At 68.6% G+C, this 17,305-nt stretch carries 15 protein-coding genes and 1 tRNA gene; 10 read left to right on the forward strand and 6 right to left on the reverse strand.

Annotation, left to right across the window (positions count from 1 at the left end):
- Positions 1-1,027: 1,027 nt before the first annotated feature.
- The 3 genes from MKK63_RS30860 to MKK63_RS30870 form a co-directional block, all read right to left on the reverse strand.
- Positions 1,028-2,170, reverse strand: a complete 1,143-nt coding sequence (locus tag MKK63_RS30860; protein ID WP_244008270.1) for a hypothetical protein — start codon at positions 2,168-2,170, stop codon at positions 1,028-1,030.
- A gap of 26 nt (positions 2,171-2,196) precedes the next feature.
- Positions 2,197-2,733, reverse strand: coding sequence for an ImmA/IrrE family metallo-endopeptidase (locus MKK63_RS30865; protein WP_244008271.1), 537 nt, complete (start codon positions 2,731-2,733; stop codon positions 2,197-2,199).
- A gap of 636 nt (positions 2,734-3,369) precedes the next feature.
- Positions 3,370-3,446, reverse strand: a tRNA-Arg gene (locus MKK63_RS30870).
- 232 nt (positions 3,447-3,678) lie between these two features.
- Between MKK63_RS30870 and MKK63_RS30875 the strand changes: the two genes are divergently transcribed.
- Genes MKK63_RS30875 through MKK63_RS30885 form a run of 3 tightly spaced genes read left to right on the forward strand, consistent with a single transcriptional unit; the run spans position 3,679 to position 8,633 of the window.
- Positions 3,679-4,656, forward strand: coding sequence for an endonuclease domain-containing protein (locus tag MKK63_RS30875; RefSeq protein ID WP_244008272.1), 978 nt, complete (start codon positions 3,679-3,681; stop codon positions 4,654-4,656).
- A 3-nt stretch (positions 4,657-4,659) separates the two neighbouring features.
- Complete coding sequence (locus tag MKK63_RS30880) at positions 4,660-5,430, forward strand: hypothetical protein (RefSeq protein ID WP_244008273.1); 771 nt, start codon at positions 4,660-4,662, stop codon at positions 5,428-5,430.
- The gene (locus MKK63_RS30885) at positions 5,427-8,633 is read left to right on the forward strand and encodes an ATP-binding protein (RefSeq protein WP_244008274.1); all 3,207 of its coding nucleotides are present in this window, start codon (positions 5,427-5,429) and stop codon (positions 8,631-8,633) included. Before MKK63_RS30880 ends, MKK63_RS30885 begins: the two co-directional genes overlap by 4 nt.
- Before the next feature lie 258 nt (positions 8,634-8,891).
- On the opposite strand, the gene MKK63_RS30890 is transcribed toward MKK63_RS30885, so the two are convergent.
- Entirely contained in the window at positions 8,892-9,092 is a 201-nt protein-coding gene (locus tag MKK63_RS30890) for a hypothetical protein (RefSeq protein WP_244008275.1), read from the reverse strand.
- A gap of 125 nt (positions 9,093-9,217) precedes the next feature.
- On the opposite strand from MKK63_RS30890, the gene MKK63_RS31855 reads away from it, so the two are divergent.
- The 4 genes from MKK63_RS31855 (at position 9,218) to MKK63_RS30905 (ending at position 11,529) form a co-directional block, all read left to right on the forward strand.
- Positions 9,218-9,352, forward strand: coding sequence for a hypothetical protein (locus tag MKK63_RS31855; RefSeq protein WP_279574963.1), 135 nt, complete (start codon positions 9,218-9,220; stop codon positions 9,350-9,352).
- A 156-nt stretch (positions 9,353-9,508) separates the two neighbouring features.
- Positions 9,509-10,570 (forward strand): acyltransferase family protein, encoded by a 1,062-nt coding sequence (locus MKK63_RS30895; protein WP_244008276.1) that lies wholly within the window; start codon positions 9,509-9,511, stop codon positions 10,568-10,570.
- 62 nt (positions 10,571-10,632) lie between these two features.
- The gene (locus MKK63_RS30900) at positions 10,633-11,058 is read left to right on the forward strand and encodes an RNA polymerase sigma factor region1.1 domain-containing protein (protein WP_244008277.1); all 426 of its coding nucleotides are present in this window, start codon (positions 10,633-10,635) and stop codon (positions 11,056-11,058) included.
- 66 nt (positions 11,059-11,124) lie between these two features.
- Positions 11,125-11,529 (forward strand): phage holin family protein, encoded by a 405-nt coding sequence (locus MKK63_RS30905; RefSeq protein WP_244008278.1) that lies wholly within the window; start codon positions 11,125-11,127, stop codon positions 11,527-11,529.
- 9 nt (positions 11,530-11,538) lie between these two features.
- Here MKK63_RS30905 and MKK63_RS30910 read toward each other — a convergent pair whose 3' ends face one another.
- On the reverse strand, positions 11,539-11,757 hold the full coding sequence (locus MKK63_RS30910; RefSeq protein ID WP_244008279.1) for a hypothetical protein: 219 nt from the start codon (positions 11,755-11,757) through the stop codon (positions 11,539-11,541).
- 377 nt (positions 11,758-12,134) lie between these two features.
- On the opposite strand from MKK63_RS30910, the gene MKK63_RS30915 reads away from it, so the two are divergent.
- The 3 genes from MKK63_RS30915 to MKK63_RS30925 are packed head-to-tail and all read left to right on the forward strand — an operon-like array spanning position 12,135 to position 15,876.
- Entirely contained in the window at positions 12,135-13,376 is a 1,242-nt protein-coding gene (locus MKK63_RS30915) for an MFS transporter (RefSeq protein WP_244008280.1), read from the forward strand.
- Complete coding sequence (fhuF, locus tag MKK63_RS30920) at positions 13,373-14,128, forward strand: siderophore-iron reductase FhuF (protein ID WP_244008281.1); 756 nt, start codon at positions 13,373-13,375, stop codon at positions 14,126-14,128. Before MKK63_RS30915 ends, fhuF begins: the two co-directional genes overlap by 4 nt.
- Before the next feature lie 11 nt (positions 14,129-14,139).
- Positions 14,140-15,876 (forward strand): ABC transporter ATP-binding protein, encoded by a 1,737-nt coding sequence (locus tag MKK63_RS30925; RefSeq protein WP_244008282.1) that lies wholly within the window; start codon positions 14,140-14,142, stop codon positions 15,874-15,876.
- A gap of 13 nt (positions 15,877-15,889) precedes the next feature.
- Here MKK63_RS30925 and MKK63_RS30930 read toward each other — a convergent pair whose 3' ends face one another.
- Positions 15,890-16,939 carry a LacI family DNA-binding transcriptional regulator gene (locus tag MKK63_RS30930; protein WP_244008283.1) on the reverse strand — a complete coding sequence of 350 codons (1,050 nt, stop codon included), beginning with the start codon at positions 16,937-16,939 and terminating at the stop codon, positions 15,890-15,892.
- Positions 16,940-17,305: the final 366 nt, after the last annotated feature.

Here is a 17,305-nt window from a genome sequence, read left to right on the forward strand (position 1 = left end):
CGCACACATCTTCTGCGATCGCTTCATGCTCGTATTATGCCACAAAAATACTAATCCTACCAACTAATAAACACGTGATCTCCCGATGCCTGGTCGGTAAGGCAAATTGTAATTCCGCGGAATTAATATCTACGATGAGGGTCGGTATATTTGCTATCATTACCTACCAGCGATACTGACCGCTAATAGACCTTCACTCCAAACGGATAACCGATGGCAGCACCGCCCGCCGTTGCACGACAAGCAGACATCCGCCGCGCCGTGCGGGCGTTGCAGGAGTGCGGATATGAGCACGTTCGGGTCGTAGTTGGGCGGGACGGAGTGTTGGTCGAGCCAATGCGAGAAGCGGCGGTGCCGTCGAACCCACCGCCGGACTTCCCGCCAGATCTCGACAATCGGCCCAAGCCGGGTAAGCGCGAACGCGTGCTTATCTACTGATGGCGGCGCCTCCCGCACTGGCACGGCAGGCAGACATCGAGCGCGCGGTGCGTGCCCCAAAGGCGTGCGGGTGCGAGCATGTACGGATTATCATCACGACCGAAAGCGTAGTGGTGGAACCAGCCTTAAAACCGACGCCGCTGGACAACCAGCCCAAGCCCCCGCAAGACGAAGCCAAGCTTCGTCTTCTAGTTGCCCCATGCCGCGCCGCAATCCGCGGCATGCCGTCAGTGAGTGATCGTCATGGACAGCCTCAGGCTGATCCGCCAAGCTCGCCTGCAACTGAATTCGCTAAAAGTAGTGGCTTGAACTAGCCGCCCACGTCCGTGAGATGGCTTGGCGCGAGAATCACCGGCAGGTGTCCAATGGCGGCCAGTACGCGATGATCGCGGGCGCGCCCCTCACTCATGCGCTGTCGCAAGTCTGGCACGGCTACTCGCAGCGCCATAAGCTCGCGAAGGGAGCCGCCCAATGGCCCTCTCTCGGATCGGCCCACACGCTCACGACGAAGAGCGCCGCGATGCAAGAGAGAATCGGAGACGCGGGGAAGCGAGGCGGGGTTGGAATTTCAAACTGCCTTGATCTTGGGTCACCATTTCCCACTCGACCAATATTCATCAATCATTCTATCAATTGTCAGGTTTATTTCTCCAATATTGCTAGGTTCGGCTGAAGCAGGAGTAGGGGCAGGGTCAAGGGCGGGGGCAGGCGTTCCAGGCGTTTCAGGCGTGGATAGTTCCCGCGCAACGTCGTCGTCGTAATCATTGGCCTCTTGTTTTGCCTTCTCTCGCTCAGCATCCTCTCTTTCACCTAGGCCCCATGCGGCCTTCAAAGCGTCGTAGCATTTCGGAAGTTTGGCTTCATCAATCTTGTCATGATGCAAAACCACGATTGGAATTTCAACCTTATTCTGCACCATAAAACTATGCAAATAGTTGCGCAGGCTGATGGGCTCGGCAAAGGAAACCCCTGCTACCGTTCTCTCTAGTGAGTCCAGCTCGCGTTTATCCGTAGATCTCTCGGTTTGCACAGTAATGATTGGGTACGGCGCCCCACCGATAACACCTTTTAAGGCTTCTTTTCCCCTGTAAGTGAATTGACAATCAACCAAATCGCGCTGTCGAAGAAGCGTCAGCAACCATGCAAGGTCGATCGATAGAGCCAATTCATGAGCTTGAGCAAATTTCGATATTCGGAACCCTGTATCGATCTGCTTGCCTAAAAAATCGTATTCACCCGGGTTTATATCCGCCTCTTGCTCATCTTTTTCTTCGAGCTGATCGCCTACTTGGCTTTCGGTTTGCTGGATGGAGAACCGACTTGCCGATGTTACGGTGGCGTTAGGGGCCGGGAAAGACGCAACCCAAGCACAACCTTTCACATCCAATTCCGGCTCTTGGCTATTGATAAGGTCGCCATAAGCCGATAGCGCTTTGACAAACGATCTTATGCAGCACGCAAGATGTTCGAGGCAAACGATTCGAATACAAAAAATGATCTCGTCGCCAACAGTTTTCCAAACCTTCGGCGATCGATGTTTAAATGCTTCTCTTCCGTCTAAAATACCCGAATATTCTGCGAATAAATTGTCGATAATCTGCGGAAACTGCCTATAGAAACTCCTTGTGCGGTTCAGCCACACCGGATAGGGCTCATCTCCATCCCGTCTATCGCTGTGCTTCGCTTTAAATGCCGTTGACCCAACAAGATCAACCGACATGAATAGGCGCACGCGATATTCCGGACACTCGCCCATAGCTAAATCCGCAAAGATTGCGCGCGTATCTCTGCTGCCTTAGGGCTTACCCCAAACTGCATAGCCGTAAACTCAGTTGATCGGCCCATTGATTCGTAAACTTGTTTAAATTCCGCAGATGGCATCAGAAAAGCTGCGGCAAACCAGTTGGCCTCCCATTCCGCGCGTTTCAACGCCTCGTTGTTTTCATTCACCCATCGGGTCGCGATCATCACCGCACCAGGATTGGAAGCCGCAACCAACGGATAATGTAAAAATAAATGCCCAAGTTCGTGGGCTATCGTAAACCTGTCACGCACAACTGATGTAACGCTCGGGAGAAATATTGTAAAATCGTTGCGTGATCTTACAATGATTGATTCCGGCAATTTATCGGCAGTGACCTCCGCGGTCTTGTATTCGATGCGCCCGCCCAACCGGACAACCACCGGCTCAAGCGGATCGCCGGCCTTAAATTTTAGGCGCGCGGCAGCATCCTCCGCGAGGGAGTGAACCTTTGCTTTAAGCAGGTGAGTTGGGATCGGGTCCGCGATCTTCACCGGTCTGCCCTATGCACGAAACTCGACGCCAAATTAGCCATCGTAGAACAAATGTGGAACACAAATCATATTCGCAACAGGCCACAGAGGGCAACCCTCACCTGCGGCAAGGTGTCATCATGTGCGATGCGGCACTTGTCCACAGCCGTGGGCCCAAGCCGTGTCCGACCCGTCCACCTGACCTCGACGCTTTCGGGTGAGGTTGCGGCATGACACTAGCTACGAGAGACCGAAGTGAGCCGCGATGTTGGACTGACAGAAACGCGTCGGATATTCGGCAGGGCCGTGCCGATGCTCCAGGCATGGGGCATTGGCGAGCACTCAGTTCGAACGTTTACGGCCAAGCTTGGTTTTTGGTCATCCATATTTTTTGGGGCCCCATAAGATGATCCCCCCACCCCCTACCCCCGCTGGTCCCTTATGCCGGGGCCCCCAGGGGGGTAGGGGACGATCGTTCAGGGGAGGGACGCCGCGGGTCTCGCTGCCACGGGGACCACCCGCCCTCAGTCCGATGCATGCCATGATCCCACCCGATTCAAACGGGTCGGCGGCGCTGAGTTGTACCCGGAAAGTCCCCCAGAAGTCCCCCAGCCTCTTAGGCAGGGACGACTGGTGGGGCTAAGTCATTGAGAAGATTGGCGCACCCGACACGATTCGAACGTGTGACCTTTGCCTTCGGAGGGCAACGCTCTATCCAGCTGAGCTACGGGTGCAAGCCGTAGCCACTCCCTAGCCCAACCCTGCCGCCAGCGCAACGGCGTCCGCGCCCACGCCGGCCCACGACTGGGCACCCGACGGCTCAGAGCAGGCGGGTGGCAACCCCGCGAAGCTGCGACAACCTGAAGATGTCGATGGCGTAGCCAGACGCGCGACGCTGTGCTGTATGGGTCCGACGCAGGGCCGCAGGGCGCAAGGCGTCGTCGGCAGCGCAGTCTCGGTTTGCTTGTGTTCTCCCAACTCGGCAGCGCGGTGCGGCCGCGGATCACGGCAGACGATCTGGCCCGGCGCATCGCCGGTCTGGGGCCAGGCCAGCGCCTCGCCGTCCTGGGGATCGGCCGCGCGACCATCGGCACCCTCGTGTCGGAGAGCACCGACCGCGGCGCCCTGCTGGTCGCGGACGCGGATCGGTCCGGCGCCGCGGCGCTGATCGACCGGCTCCTCGACGATCTGGCGGCCCTCGCCCTCACGCGCTGGCCCTATTGGCACGGCCGCGACGCCACCCGCACTCCGGTGAACGCCGATCCCTGGTTGAAGGCGGCCTCGAAGCGCGCGCGGCTCGGCCTGACGCCGCGCTTCCGCCGGATGACGCGCGAGCTTGAGCTCCTGCGCCTTGCGGGGGCGATCGATCCCGGCGGACTCCTCCTGATCTGGGAGATCGATCCGGCCTCGCCCGCCCGCGCAGGCCCGGCGATCGAGGCGCTGGAATGGTGCGCCCGGCACGGGACCGCTTCGGTGGTGGCGCTCGCCGCCGAACCGCCCGAGACGCCCCCCTACGACCGGATCCTCTACGGCGCCCACGCCTTCGCGGAGGCGGACCGGCCGGTCGCGGAGCGCTTCATCCCACCCCCCGGCGGGCTGCCGGCGAGCGACATCGAGCGGCGCGTGGCAGCGGCGTTGGGGCAGGATCCGGACCTCGCGGGCCTGTTCACCTGCAACGCTTCGGTCCCGGTCGGCGCCTGGGGGGCGCGGCCGCGGGTCGACCTGCTGTGCCGCGCGCACCGCATCGTCGTCGAACTCGATGGCCCCGAGCACCGGGCCGAGCCCAAATTCGGGGCCGATCGCCACCGGGACTACGAGCTGCTGACCGCGGGCTATCTGGTTCTGCGCTTGACCAACGATCAGGTCGCGGCCGACCTTCCGCTCGCCATCGAGAAGATCCGCGCCGTGGTCCGCCTCCGGCGCGGCGCACAGGAGGGGATTTAGCCGATGAGTGACGTGCCGACGCCGCAGCAGGCTCTGATCCTCTGGTGCCTCCTCGGCCGGGGCGGAACCGCCCTGCAGGGCACCCTCGTGCCGAAGGTCGAGAAGGCGGATCGGGAAGCGCTGATCGCGGGCGGCTATCTCGAAGCCGGGAAGGAGGCGCGCGCTCTGCGGCTGACGGTGACCGACAAGGGCTGGAACTGGGCGGGGACCCATATGGACGCCCCCCTGCCGCCGGCCTTCCGGACGCTGCAGGACTGGCTGGAGCGAATCGGGGCCGATCTCGCCGCGCGCGGGCGGCCCCTCGCCGAATTCGTCGGCCCCGTTACCGACGCGCCGCCCGAGCCGCCCCCGACGGCGAAAGGATCGAAGGCAGCGAAAGGCGCGAAGGCGGCCGGCGCAAAGACCACGACTCAACGCAAGACGGCAAGCGCCGACAAGACGGCGACCGGCTCCCGGACGCCAGCCCGCCCCGGAAAAACGGCGGGGCAGAAGAAACCTCTCAGCCCCAAGCAACTTCGCGCCCGGATCGAGGCAGCCTATCTGGCGCTGACTGGCGGGGAGCGGGCCCGGGCCGTTCGGCTGAGTGCGCTCCGCGCCGAACTCGGCGACCTCGACCGCGCCACGGTCGATGCAGGTCTCGGGGCGATCCTCGGCGGCGACAAGACGGCGCGGCTGAGCCAGTTCAGCGATCCCCGCTCGCTCGACGACGCCGAGCGCGGCGCGGCGTTCAGCCCCGCGGGTGAGCCCTTCCACATCCTCCGGATCCAATCATGACCGCTGCCCTCGACGCTCTGCGCCGGGTCGATTTCGATTGGGTGCGCACCCTCGACAGCATCTGGATCGATACGCCGCCCACCGGCAGCCCCAACGAGCGGCTCGTCCCGGACCTCGTCGCCGACCTCCATGCCAAGGCCCGCAAGCCCGCAGACCGGGCCCTCGGCCGCGTCTTCGTCGGCCCGGCCGGCGTCGGCAAGACGCACCTCGTCGGGCAGATCCGCCAGGAGGCGTGGCGCACGGGGGCGTGGTTCGTGCCCCTCGACGTCCTCGGCCTCACGGATTTCTGGCGCAGCGCCGCCCTGAGCTTCGTCACCGCCCTGCTGCAGACGATGCCGGACGGGCGGCGCCAATCGGATGCGGTGCTGGCCGGGGTGGCGCGTCGCTTCGGCGTCGAGACGCAGGTCGAGGCCGCGTTCAACACCCCGAACATCGATGCCCGCCGGATCGTCGATGTCCTCGTCACGGCGCTGATGCGGGTCGATGCCGGCCGCGCGCTCAAGCATCTCGACGTGTTCCGGGCGCTCTGCCTGCTGCGCTCTCAGGATTTCGGCGTGGTTGGCCTCGCCCATGCCTGGCTGCAGGGCTACGACGCCGACCCAACGGAGCGCGCCGCCCTGGGCTTCAAGACGCCGCCGCCGGCCCCGATCGAACTCGTGCGCGGCATGTGCTGGATCATGGCGCTCAGCGGGCCGATCCTCATCGCGGTCGATCAGATCGACGGGATCATCGAGAGCAGCCGGCTCGCCGCCCAAGACGGGCTCGACGCGGAGGCCGGGCTGGCCGAGGTGCTGGCCGCGGGCCTGCTCGAGGTCAATGTCGTCTGCGACCGCAGCATGACGGTGGTGACCTGCCTGGAGGAATCCTGGGAGCGCCTCAGCGCACGCAGCCTCACGCCGATGCCAGACCGCTTTGCGGAGCCGATGGGTCTGCTCGGCATGAACGAGCGGGCCGCCGCCGCCGCCTTGGTGATCAACCGGCTGGCCCCGGCCTACGCGGAAACCGGGTTCAAGGCCAAGTCGCCAACTTGGCCGTTCAGCGAGCGCGCCATCGCGGCAGCCGCGGCGGCCAACATGATGCCACGCACCCTGCTGATGCGCTGCGACGCCTTCCGCCGTCGCTGCCTTGCGGAGCGGGCGGTCACGGAGTGCGACGACCTCGGCGCCCCTCCGCCACCGCCGACGATCACGACGAACGGCGCCGAGTTCGACCTCACCAAGTTCTGTGTGCAGGCCGACATAGCGGGCATCCGCAGCGACGAGGACGCTTGGCTCGGCCAGCTGCTGCGCGACGTGTTCGACCTCTACGCCCTGGAGGACGACCCGAACGACGACCTCGACGTCGCCAGCAAGGGCGAGCCCGACCAGAGGATCCCGCCGCTCCACGGCCGCCTGATCTTCATCCACCACGACGAGAACGACCGTGAGCGGCATGTCTGCTACCGAGCGCTCCAGCACCAGAACGCCATCGCGTTCCAGGCCCGCCTGCGGGCAGCGTTGACGGCCTCGGGGATCTCGACGCGCATCCCCGACCGGGAATTGCTCCTTGTTCGCCGCGGACAGATGCCGGGCGGGGCCAAGACGAAGCAGCTCGTCGAGGCCTTCACGGCCGCAGGTGGACGGGCACTCGACCCCTCAGACGACGACCTGCGGGTCTTCGCCGGCCTGCGCGACCTGCGCGCCTGGGCTCAGGAGGAGGGCATCTCCGACCGGTTCGAGCGCTGGATCCGCGCCGAGCAGCCGCTGGCGAAGACGGCCTTCTTCCAGGCGGCGGGCCTCGCCCACGCGGTGAGCGGCGGGACGGTCGCGTCGGACGCGGGCGGCGCAGCGGACCGCCCAGCCGCCCCGAAGGCGACGCCCGAGGAGGCTCCGAAGCCCGCATCTGGAGGCTCCGTCACCGCGGAGAAGCCCGGCCCGAAGACGAAGGCCGATCCGCCGACGCCCCAGCCTGAGGCGCCTCCCCCGGCGCCGGAGACCGCGCCGGACGCGATCCCGGTCGGCCACCGGCTCACCCCCGACGCCCCCCCGGTCAGCCTGCCGCTGCGGCTGCTGCCCCGGCACACGGCGATCATCGCGGGCTCGGGGTCGGGCAAGACCGTGCTGCTGCGCCGCCTCGTGGAGGAGGCCGCCCTGGCGGGGATCCCGGCCATCGTGATCGACCCCAACAACGATCTCTCGCGCCTCGGCGACCCGTGGCCGGACCAGCCGAAGGCCTTCACCCCGGAGGATGCGCGCAAGGCGGCGCTCTACGCCGAGCGGGTCGAGGTCGTGGTCTGGACGCCGGGCGTCCATGCCGGCAACCCGCTGTTCCTCGCGGTCCTGCCCGATTTCGGGGAACTCGGCGAGGATCGCGACGAGCGCCAGCAGGCGATCGAGATGGCGGCCGAAACCCTCGGGCCTCTGGCCGGCGCCAAGAACGCGCTGCAGCGCGGCGTGCTGGCGGATTCCCTGCGCCGCTTCGCGGAGCAGGGCGGCGGCAACCTTGCAGCCTTCATGGCGCTGCTGTCGGACCTGCCCGACGGGATCAGCGCGATCGGCAATGCCGCCAAGCTCGGAGCCGGCATGGCCGACCAGCTCCACGCCGCGATCGCCACGAACCCGCTCCTGAAGGTGGAGGGCACGGTGCTCGACCCGCGTCACCTGTTCTTCGGGCGCGACCCGGGGCGCACCCGCATCTCGGTGATCAACCTGTCGGGCCTCGCCTCGGAGGCGGCCCGGGAGGATTTCGTGAACCGGCTGCAGATGACCCTGTTCGGCTGGATCAAGAAGAACCCGTCGCCCCGGGGCATGCTCTACGTGGTCGACGAGGCGCAGACCTTCCTGCCAGCTCAGAGGGCGGCGCCGAGCCTCGGCAGCGGCATCAAGCTGGTGGCGCAGGGCCGCAAGTACGGGCTCGGGATGATCGTGGCGACGCAGGTGCCGCGGGGCATCCACAATCAGGTGGTCTCGAACTGCACCACGCAGTTCTTCGGCCGGCAGAGCGCGCCCGCGACGATCGCGGCCGCCCAGGAGATTCTGGCGGCCAATGGCGGCGGCGGCACCGATATCGGCAAGCTCGGGGCGGGGGAGTTCTACTTCGCCACCGAGGGGTCCGGGCGCCCGGCCAAGCTGCGCACGCCGCTCTGCCTGTCCTACCATCCGGCCAACCCGCCGACGCCGGAGGAGGTCATCCGGCAGGCGAAGCGCTCGGCCGCGTCGGCCTGACGGGTCCAGGATGGGGGTTCCAAAGGGCCGGGCCCTTTAGCGAGGTATCGGGGCGGAGCCCCGATGGCGTTGAGCGAAGACCGGGATCCCCATCGAGTCGGCGCGGATCGGGCTGCGTGCGGCCTCGCGAACGGCCCGGGCCACAGGACAAGCCTCATCCCGATCGAGGGTTGCCGAGGTGGCGCCGGGGTCCTGCGCAGATCACCACCTGGCGATTCCCGCCCGGTGTGGCGCGCGGCGCGCACAAGCGTAACTCGCTCAGGCTCCGCCGAAACGGTCCAACGCCATGTCCTCCATCGGCTCCGCCGCCTTCGCGACGCCCGCCCGCATGGCCGAGTTCCTGCGGGTGACGCTGGCCGCGCCAGCCGTGCGGTCGGTCACGATCGACCGGAAGCTGCGCGAGGCCGAGATCAGCCACGCGGACGGCAACCGGGGGGCGGTGATCGCGACGTACCACAACCGGCCGGCGGACCCGCTCGCCGGGGAGCGACCGGCGCGCCCTGATCGACGCGCGGCTCGACACCCATCTCGCCCTCTGGACCGAGCGCCTGTCGCTCTGGTTCGTCCCCGGGCGCCCCGAGGCGTTGTGGCTGTCGGAGCAGGTCCTGCAGGTGCGCGCCGCGGCCGTGACCCTCTGGGCGGTGCTCACCGACGGCGAGGTCAGCGTGTTCCGGGAGGCCCCGCCGGCCGTCCGGCTCCTCGTCGGCGCGCGGCGATGATCAGCGCGTTCAAGGCCGACCTGAGCACGGCGTTCGTGGGGTCATAGAGCGGAAGCGTAGCCGCAGATCCCGCGGCGGTGTGGCCGCTTTGTCCTTGCGCTCCAACCGGGTTTGCCAGCCCCTGGGTCCGTCGCAAAAAACGCGGAGCGGGCAGGGGTGGCACTGGGCGGCCGGGCGAACAATTTCGGGACGCTGCGCCTGCTGTTCGCGGCCCTGGTGATCCTCGCCCACGCCCCCGAACTAGTGGACGGGGACCGGTCGCGCGAGCTGCTCACCCGGGTCTTCGGCACCCTGTCGTTCGGCGAGGTGGCGGTCGACGGCTTCTTCCTCGTGAGCGGCTACCTGATCACCGCGAGCTACCGGGCCAAGCGCTCCTTCGCCGACTACCTGATGCGGCGGGTAAGGCGGATCTATCCGGGCTTCGTGGTGGCCTCGCTCCTGTGTATCGGAATCGTGGCGCCCTTGGCCGGGGGCGACCTCGCGGCGGTCTCGCTCCCTGAGACCCTGGTGCGGCTGGCTCTGCTGCTCATGCCGGTGGTCCCGGGCGCCTTCGTGGACCTGCCCTATCCGCTGCTCGACGGCGCGATGTGGACGATTCCCTGCGAATTCGGCTGCTACCTGCTGCTCGGCCTCGTCGGGACCGCCCGAGCCCTGCGGAGGCGAGGCCGCTACCTCGCGATGCTGGCGGGCTTGAGCCTCCTCCTCGTCCTGCGTTGGCTGTACCTGCCGATCGGGCATCCGGGCGACGGGCTCGGTTCCCTGTCGGAGATGATCCGGCTCGGCTTCGTGTTCGCCTGTGGCAGCGCCTTTCAGCTCTTCGCCGACCGGATCGCCTATACCGGCCGGGGCGCGGCGTTGGCTGCCCTGCTGCTCCTGCCGCTGCTGTTCAGCCCGCCGCTGGCCGAGCCGGCCTTCGCGCTGCTCGGCGGCTACCTGATCTTCTGGTTCGCCTTCGCGGTGCGGCCCCTCGCGCTCAGCCGCGCCACCGCGCAGGTCGATCCCTCCTACGGGCTCTATCTCTACGCGTGGCCGATCCAGAACCTGCTGATGGTATGGGTGCCGGGGCTCTCCCCCTGGACGGGGGCGGCCCTGACGCTGGCGGCCGCGCTGCCCCTCGGGATCCTGAGCTGGTATTGCGTGGAGCGGCCGATGCTCCGGCGCCGGCCGGACGCGGCCAGCCCCGGGCCGGACGCCGCGCTGGCCGCCCTCGGTCGCTGAGAACCGGTAACCGCCCCCGCCCTCGCGCGTTGGCGACGAACCAGCAGGGCAGGGGGCCGGACATGTCCCAGACCATCGATCGCGGGACCCTCGACCGGCTCATCGCCCTCGGCCGGGACCGCGGGGAACTCTCGGCGGACGACCTGCGGGCCGCGCTGCCGGTGGAGCACCTGGACGTCGATGCCCTCGTCCTGGTGATGCTCGAACTGGAGGCCGGCGGCATCAGCGTCGAGCCCGAAGCCTTCGGGCCGCCCACCGACAAGCCGCTTACCACCGCCCTGACCCTCCCGTCGCGGGATCCCGGCCCCGTCCCGCTGGTCCGGGCGGCGCAGAGCGCGGACGCGGCGGCCTCAATGACGGATTCCGGATCGCGGCCGGCATCGCCGCCGCAGGCGGATCCGGACGACGGGGCGGGGGTCAACCGGGCCGTCGCCCTGGCAGGCCTCGCGACGCTGCTCGTCCTCGGGGCCGTACTGCTGCTGTTGTAAGGGAAGGCGGAACGTATCGGCCGGCGGGCCCGTTGGCCGGGGGCTGTTCACGGAAGATCCGGCACCATGCGCCAACCCCCTGACGGAAACACCCCTGACGGAACCTTGGCCCTGTTGATCGCGGCCCTGCGCGAGGGCACGGCCCATATCGAGGCGCTGCTCACGCTCGCGCGGACCGAGGTCGACGGCAATATCCGGGCGATCGTCTCGCTGATTGCCATCGTCGGGACGATCCCGATTCTCCTGATCGTGACCTTCTTTCTCGGGCTCGACGGCGTGGTGAAGCTGCTGGCGCTGCCGCTGGGCTCGGAGGCAAAAGCGGCGCTGATCGTCGCCGCGCCCTTCCTGGCCATGGCGCTCTGGCTCGGCTGGCTCGGCACACGCCGGATGGCGCTCGCGAACCTCGAACCCTGGCGGACGTGGCGTCAGGCGAAGCGGACCGTCCGGGACGTGGCCCGGACCGGAGCCTGACGCCGGGCCTCAGCGCCCCCGTGTGCCGGTGGCTTTCGGGCGCAGGTGCAGGAAGCTGCGCTCGCCCGTGGCCGCCTCGGCCACGTGCTGGATCGTGTCGAGCAGGTCGGCCACCGCCAACGGTCCGGCGGGCCGGAAATCGGCCTTCGGCGCGACCCAGCGCTTCTGCGTGCGTCCCGCGGCGATCTGCGCCTCGCTCAGCGCGTCGAAGTCCCGGTGTCGCGTCACGGATCGTCCCTCCAAGCTCGGCTCGCGATGGGAAAATCTGCCCGGATCATGGTTGATGAAGCGTTAACGCCGGGATTTCCGTCCACTGGTGCTGGGTCGATCGGACCGGATGTCACAGGGGAGGAGCCACTCCGCGCCGCGTCCCGTGCTGGTTCATCCTGCACCACGCCTTTCCCAGACCGCGGGAGCTACAGCGGAACCTGATCCGGGATCCCGCAGACGAGGTGCCGCGCAGCGGCTCGATCGCCCTTGGCTTGATCCCCGGCATCAACCCCTATAGTCAGCAAAAACTGAGGTCCATCAATAGATTAGTGTGATTATAAACTGCAGCCACCGAGTAGCCAGCTATTCCGCTGCCGGATTCCAGGCGTAGTCCCATGGCGGCAGGACAGGCCATCGGCGTCCGTGTCACCGATACCCTGGCGGCCTTGCGTCCGCTGACGCCGTTCTTCTGCCTGTACGTGACCTTCGGGGCGACGCTCGGCTTCCTGTCGGGCGGGGCGCCGCTGATCCTACGGGCGCGGGGCGTCGAACTGGCCGAAGTCGGGCTCCTGCAGCTCATCAACCTGCCGGTCGGGCTCACCTTCCTGTGGGCCCCCCTCCTCGACCGCCTGCACCTGCCGGTACTCCCCCACCGCATCGGCTGGATCGTGGCCGCGCAGGGGGTGACGGTGCTCCTTCTCGTGCTCCTCAGCCTCGGCGCGCAGTGGCCGCTCGCGGGACTCCTCGTCCTGGCGGTGGCGACCTGCGCCTGCGTGGCCACCATGGACATCGCCCTCGAAGCCCTGGTGGTGGAGACCGTGCCGGGGGAGCAGCGCGCCTTCGTGGCCTCGGCCAAGCTGTGCGGGGCCTCGCTCGGCGGGATCCTGGGCGTCGGCGTGCTGGTCGGCTCCTACGACCGGTTCGGCTGGCACGGGGCGGTCCTGGCCTGCGCGGCTTTGGACGCAATCTGCCTCGTGCCGATCCTGTTCTATCCGGAGGGGCGCCGCCGCGGGGCCGGGGGCCGGCCGGAGCTTTGGACGGGGTCGCTCGCGCGCCTGCGCGTGCTGGGCGGGCGGGTGCTGGCGCTCGGGGCCTACTTCGCCGCCGCCTACCTGCTCTCCGGCCCCAACACCTTGGCGCTGCTCGATCTCGGCGTGCCGCTCGGGCAGGTCGGGTTCCTGACCGGCACCGTCCTGCCGGCGGTCAACCTCGTCATGGCGCTGGCGGCGGGCGGGCTCGCCGCCCGGTTCGGCACGGTCCGGCTGATCGGGTTCGGCGCCGTCGGCGTCCTCGCCTCCGGGGCTCTGATGGCCGGAGCCTGCGCGGGCCGGATGACCGATCTCGCGGTCGCCGCCGCGGTGCTGAGCTTCGTCGCGGGCGGGTTCCTCGGCGTGCCGGTGTTCAACATGATCTACCGCTGGGCGCAGGGACCGAGCCCCGCCACCGATTACGCGCTGCTGTTCGGGGCGGCCTTCTTCGCCGCGATGCCCCTGCGGGTCGCCGCCCCGGCGCTCGCCGGCTGGATCGGCTGGCCGGGCTACTTCGCCGCCACCCTGCTGCCCTACGCCGCCGCGGTGGCGTGGCTCGCCGTCGCGGTGGACCGGACCCTGCGGGCGGACGGGGCGGGCGCGCGATGATCGCCGCCGCGGTCGCCGCACAGGTTCCCGACTCGCTCGCCGCCTACCGGGACGGCGTCGCCGATGGCCCCGGCGGCCCCGGGACGATGCCGCTCCGGGCGCTGCGCGACCCGCGCGTGTTCGACGCGACGCTCGACGCCTTCGCGGCGGGGCTCGGCCCCGCGGCGGGGCTCGGCCCCGCGGCGGGGCTCGGCCCCGCGGCGGGATGCGCGGCCTGCGACCGGCGCGTCCTGGTCTCGTACTGGAGCCAGTTCTACCTCGCGGCCCTCGCCACACCCGCGCTGACCGCCCTGGTCCGCCTCGGCCGGCCGCTGCCGCTCGCCTTCGACGCGCTGAGCCTCGAACGCGACGCGGCCGGCCGGCCCTGCCGCTTCCGCCTGCCCGCAGAGGGGTGCGGATCCTGCGCGGCCCCCGGCCTGGCCGGGCTGGTGGAGGCGCATCTGCGCCCGTTCGTAGAGCTGTGCCACGAACGGTGCGGGATCGCCCCGCGGATCCTCTGGGGCAACGCCGCGGTGATCCTCGACTACGTCGCGCGGGAACTCGCAGACGGAGCGGAGGCGGCCTGTGACGACGTCGCGGCCTGCCTCGGATGGCGCGCCGGCCCGGCCTGTTCTAAGAGCCCGCTGGCGCAGGCGCTCTGCCCGGGGGCGTCGGGCTGCCGGCGGCGGCGCGTCTGCTGCCTGCGCCACCGCCTGCCGGGGGTGCCGTCCTGCGGCGCGCTCTGTCCCGTCGCGTGCGCCGCCCAGAATTGATCCGAGCCGCGATGCTGAAGGCCTTCCTCGCCTATTACCGGCCGTACCGGACCCTGTTCCTGGTTGATTTCGGCTGCGCGGTGCTGTCGGGCCTGTTGGAGCTCGGCTTCCCCATCGCCGTGAAGAGCTTCATCGACAGCCTCCTGCCCCGGCAGGATTGGGGCCTGATCGTGCTCGCCGCCGCCGGTCTGGCGCTGGTCTATGTCGCTAATGCCGGACTGATGGTGGTGGTGACCTATTGGGGCCACGTGCTCGGCATCAATATCGAGACCACGATGCGGGCCCGGGCCTTCGACCACCTGCAAAAGCTCTCCTTCCGCTTCTACGACGGCCAGAAGACCGGCCACCTCGTCGCCCGGGTGACCAAGGACCTGGAGGAGATCGGCGAGGTCGCCCATCACGGGCCCGAGGACCTGTTCATCGCCATCATGACGCTGCTGGGCGCCTTCGCGCTGATGGTCACGGTGCACGCGCCCCTGGCGCTGATCACCGGGGCGATCCTGCCGCTGATCGCCTTCGTGTCGATCCGCTACGGCGGCCGGATGACCCGCAACTGGCAGACGCAGTACGGCCGGGTCGGGGCCTTCAACGCCCGGATCGAGGAGAATGTCGGCGGCATGCGGGTCGTCCAGGCCTTCGCCAACGAGCCGCACGAGCGCGCCCTGTTCGCCCTGGACAACGCCCGCTACCGCGACACCAAGCTCGAAGCCTACCGGCTGATGGCGGCGGGGCTGTCGATCAACTACCTCGGCCTGCGCCTCGTCCAGATCGCGGTGCTGCTCGGCGGCGCCGCCTACGTGGTCCGGGGCGACCTGACGCCCGGGGGGTTCGTGGGCTTCCTGCTGCTGGTCGGCGTGTTCTACCGGCCGCTGGAAAAGATCGGCGCCGTGGTGGAGACCTATCCCAAGGGGGTCGCGGGCTTCCGCCGCTACCAGGAGCTGCTCGCCACCGAGCCCGACATCACCGATCGGCCGGGCGCCCGGGCGGTGGAATCCCTGCGCGGCGACATCCGCTTCGAGGGGGTGGGCTTCGGCTACGGCGCCGGCCGCCCGGTCTTTTCCGGCCTCGACCTCGCGGTGGCGGCGGGCGAGACCGTGGCGTTCGTCGGCCCCTCGGGGGTCGGCAAGACGACGCTGTGCGCCCTGCTGCCGCGCTTCTACGAGGTCGCGGCCGGGCGCATCACCGTCGACGGGATCGACATCCGCGCCATCACGCTGGCCGCCCTGCGGCGCCAGATCGGCATCGTGCAGCAGGACGTGTTCCTGTTCGCCGGGACGATCCGCGAGAACATCGCCTATGGCCGCCTCGACGCCACCGAGGCCGAGATCGACGCGGCCGCCCGGCGCGCCCGGCTCGGCGAGCTGATCGACAGCCTGCCCGAGGGCCTCGCCACGGTGGTGGGCGAGCGCGGGGTGCGCCTGTCGGGCGGGCAGAAGCAGCGCATCGCCATCGCGCGGGTTTTTCTGAAGAACCCGCCGATCCTGATCCTCGACGAGGCGACCTCGGCGCTCGACACCGAGACCGAGCGGGAGATCCAGCGGGCGCTCGCCGACCTCGCCCGCGGGCGCACGACCCTGGTGATCGCCCACCGCCTCGCCACCATCCGCGATGCCGACCGGATCGTGGTGCTGGGGGCGGGCGGCGTGGTCGAGACGGGCCGCCACGCGGCTTTGCTGGAAGCGGGCGGCGCCTATGGCCGCCTGCACGCGGCCCAGTTCGGGGCCGATCCTGTGCTCGCCGCGGAGTAGGGCGCGTCCCGCCCTACGGCGTCCGGGTTGCCGTGGACTCGCGCAGGACCAGGCGGGTGGGGAACAGCGCCCGGGCGAGGTCGTCCGGGGCCCGCGTCCCCGCGATCACCGCCGCCAGCGTCGCGAAGGCGAACCGCACCATGGCGAGGGTCGGCACCGCGATCGAGGTCAGGCTCGGGATCGCGTAGGCCCCCTGGGCGAGGTTGTCGAAGCCGACGACGCGGATCGCCCCCGGCACCGCCACGACCCGGTCGTGCAGCGCCTTCAGAACCCCGAACGCCACCCGGTCGTCGGCCGCCACGATCGCGTCCGGGCGCGCGGAGCGGTCGAGCAGGTCGAGCGTCGCCCGGTAGCCGCCCCCGGAGGTCCAGTCGCACGGCACCACGAGGTCGTCGCGCGGGGGCAGGCCCGCCTCCGCCAGGGCGTCGCGATAGCCCCGGAACCGCTCGCTCGCGGTGTGCAGCCGCCGACCATCCCCCTTGAGGAAGCCGATCGCGCGGCTGCCGGTCCGCGCCAGGTAGGCAACGGCCTCGTGAACCGCGTCGCGGTCGGCCCGCACGGCGCAATGCGCGCCCGGCACGTCGAGGCCGAACACCACGAACGGGAACCGTTTGGCCTGCAGCAGGGCGATCAGCGGATCGTCCCGCCGCTCGGCGAAGACCACGAGGCCGTCGACCCGGGCCTCGCTCACGAGGCTCGCGATCCGGGCCGGGCTGCCCGGGTCGTCGCTGCGGCAGCGCCGGTGGATCAGCGTGTAGCCGTGCTGGTCGGTGACCTGCGCGAAGGCCTGCAGGACGAGACCCGGGTCGGTCTCCGGCAACGGGTCCGACCCATCGTCGGCGGTCTCAGGCCCCAGGCAGGATACGCAGGCGATACTGCGGCTCGGCTTCTTGCGCAGCGCGCGCGCCGCGAGGCTCGGCACGAAGTCGAGGTCGCGCATGGCCGCCTCGATGGTCGCGCGGGTGGTCCGGGCGACCTTCTCGGGGTGGTTCAGGACCAGCGACACCGTCTGGAAGCTGAAGCCGGCCCGCCGCGCGACGTCCTTGATCGTCGTCTGGCCCATCGTCACCTCCGGCCGGCCGGGGCGGCGCTCCCGAAGGGAACGCAATCGGCCGTCCCGATCCAGTCTAGGACCGGCCGGATCGGAGATAAAGACGCGCGGATACGCGAGCGATTGATCGAATATGGAAACCCTTTAAGTCCGCCCGGATCGGAAACAGGTATCGTCCTGCCCCCTCCGACAAGAAGCCCGCCGCGGCCGGGGCCGGGCGGGCTGAAGGTGGTCTCGTGTCTCGGGGTCAGCGGGACCCAAGTGCTCTGACGCATTCACTTCGTTCATGCGAGTGAGCACGAGTTCTTTGGTTTTGCATCAATTTTTCCAGACTCGGCTGACGCCTCCGTCTGGATCGATGCACTAGGGCTCGCGGGG

The organism is Methylobacterium sp. J-088, from assembly GCF_022829295.1.
Lineage (GTDB): Bacteria > Pseudomonadota > Alphaproteobacteria > Rhizobiales > Beijerinckiaceae > Methylobacterium.

Excerpts from the sequence above, each read along its gene's own strand:
- MKK63_RS30880 (WP_244008273.1), top strand. The coding sequence starts at position 4,660 with ATGAGTGACGTGCCGACGCCGCAGCAGGCTCTGATCCTCTGGTGCCTC.
- MKK63_RS30885 (WP_244008274.1), top strand. The coding sequence starts at position 5,427 with ATGACCGCTGCCCTCGACGCTCTGCGCCGGGTCGATTTCGATTGGGTG.
- MKK63_RS30900 (WP_244008277.1), top strand. The coding sequence starts at position 10,633 with ATGTCCCAGACCATCGATCGCGGGACCCTCGACCGGCTCATCGCCCTC.
- MKK63_RS30905 (WP_244008278.1), top strand. The coding sequence starts at position 11,125 with ATGCGCCAACCCCCTGACGGAAACACCCCTGACGGAACCTTGGCCCTG.
- MKK63_RS30915 (WP_244008280.1), top strand. The coding sequence starts at position 12,135 with ATGGCGGCAGGACAGGCCATCGGCGTCCGTGTCACCGATACCCTGGCG.
- fhuF (WP_244008281.1), top strand. The coding sequence starts at position 13,373 with ATGATCGCCGCCGCGGTCGCCGCACAGGTTCCCGACTCGCTCGCCGCC.
- MKK63_RS30925 (WP_244008282.1), top strand. The coding sequence starts at position 14,140 with ATGCTGAAGGCCTTCCTCGCCTATTACCGGCCGTACCGGACCCTGTTC.
- MKK63_RS30930 (WP_244008283.1), bottom strand. The coding sequence starts at position 16,939 with ATGGGCCAGACGACGATCAAGGACGTCGCGCGGCGGGCCGGCTTCAGC.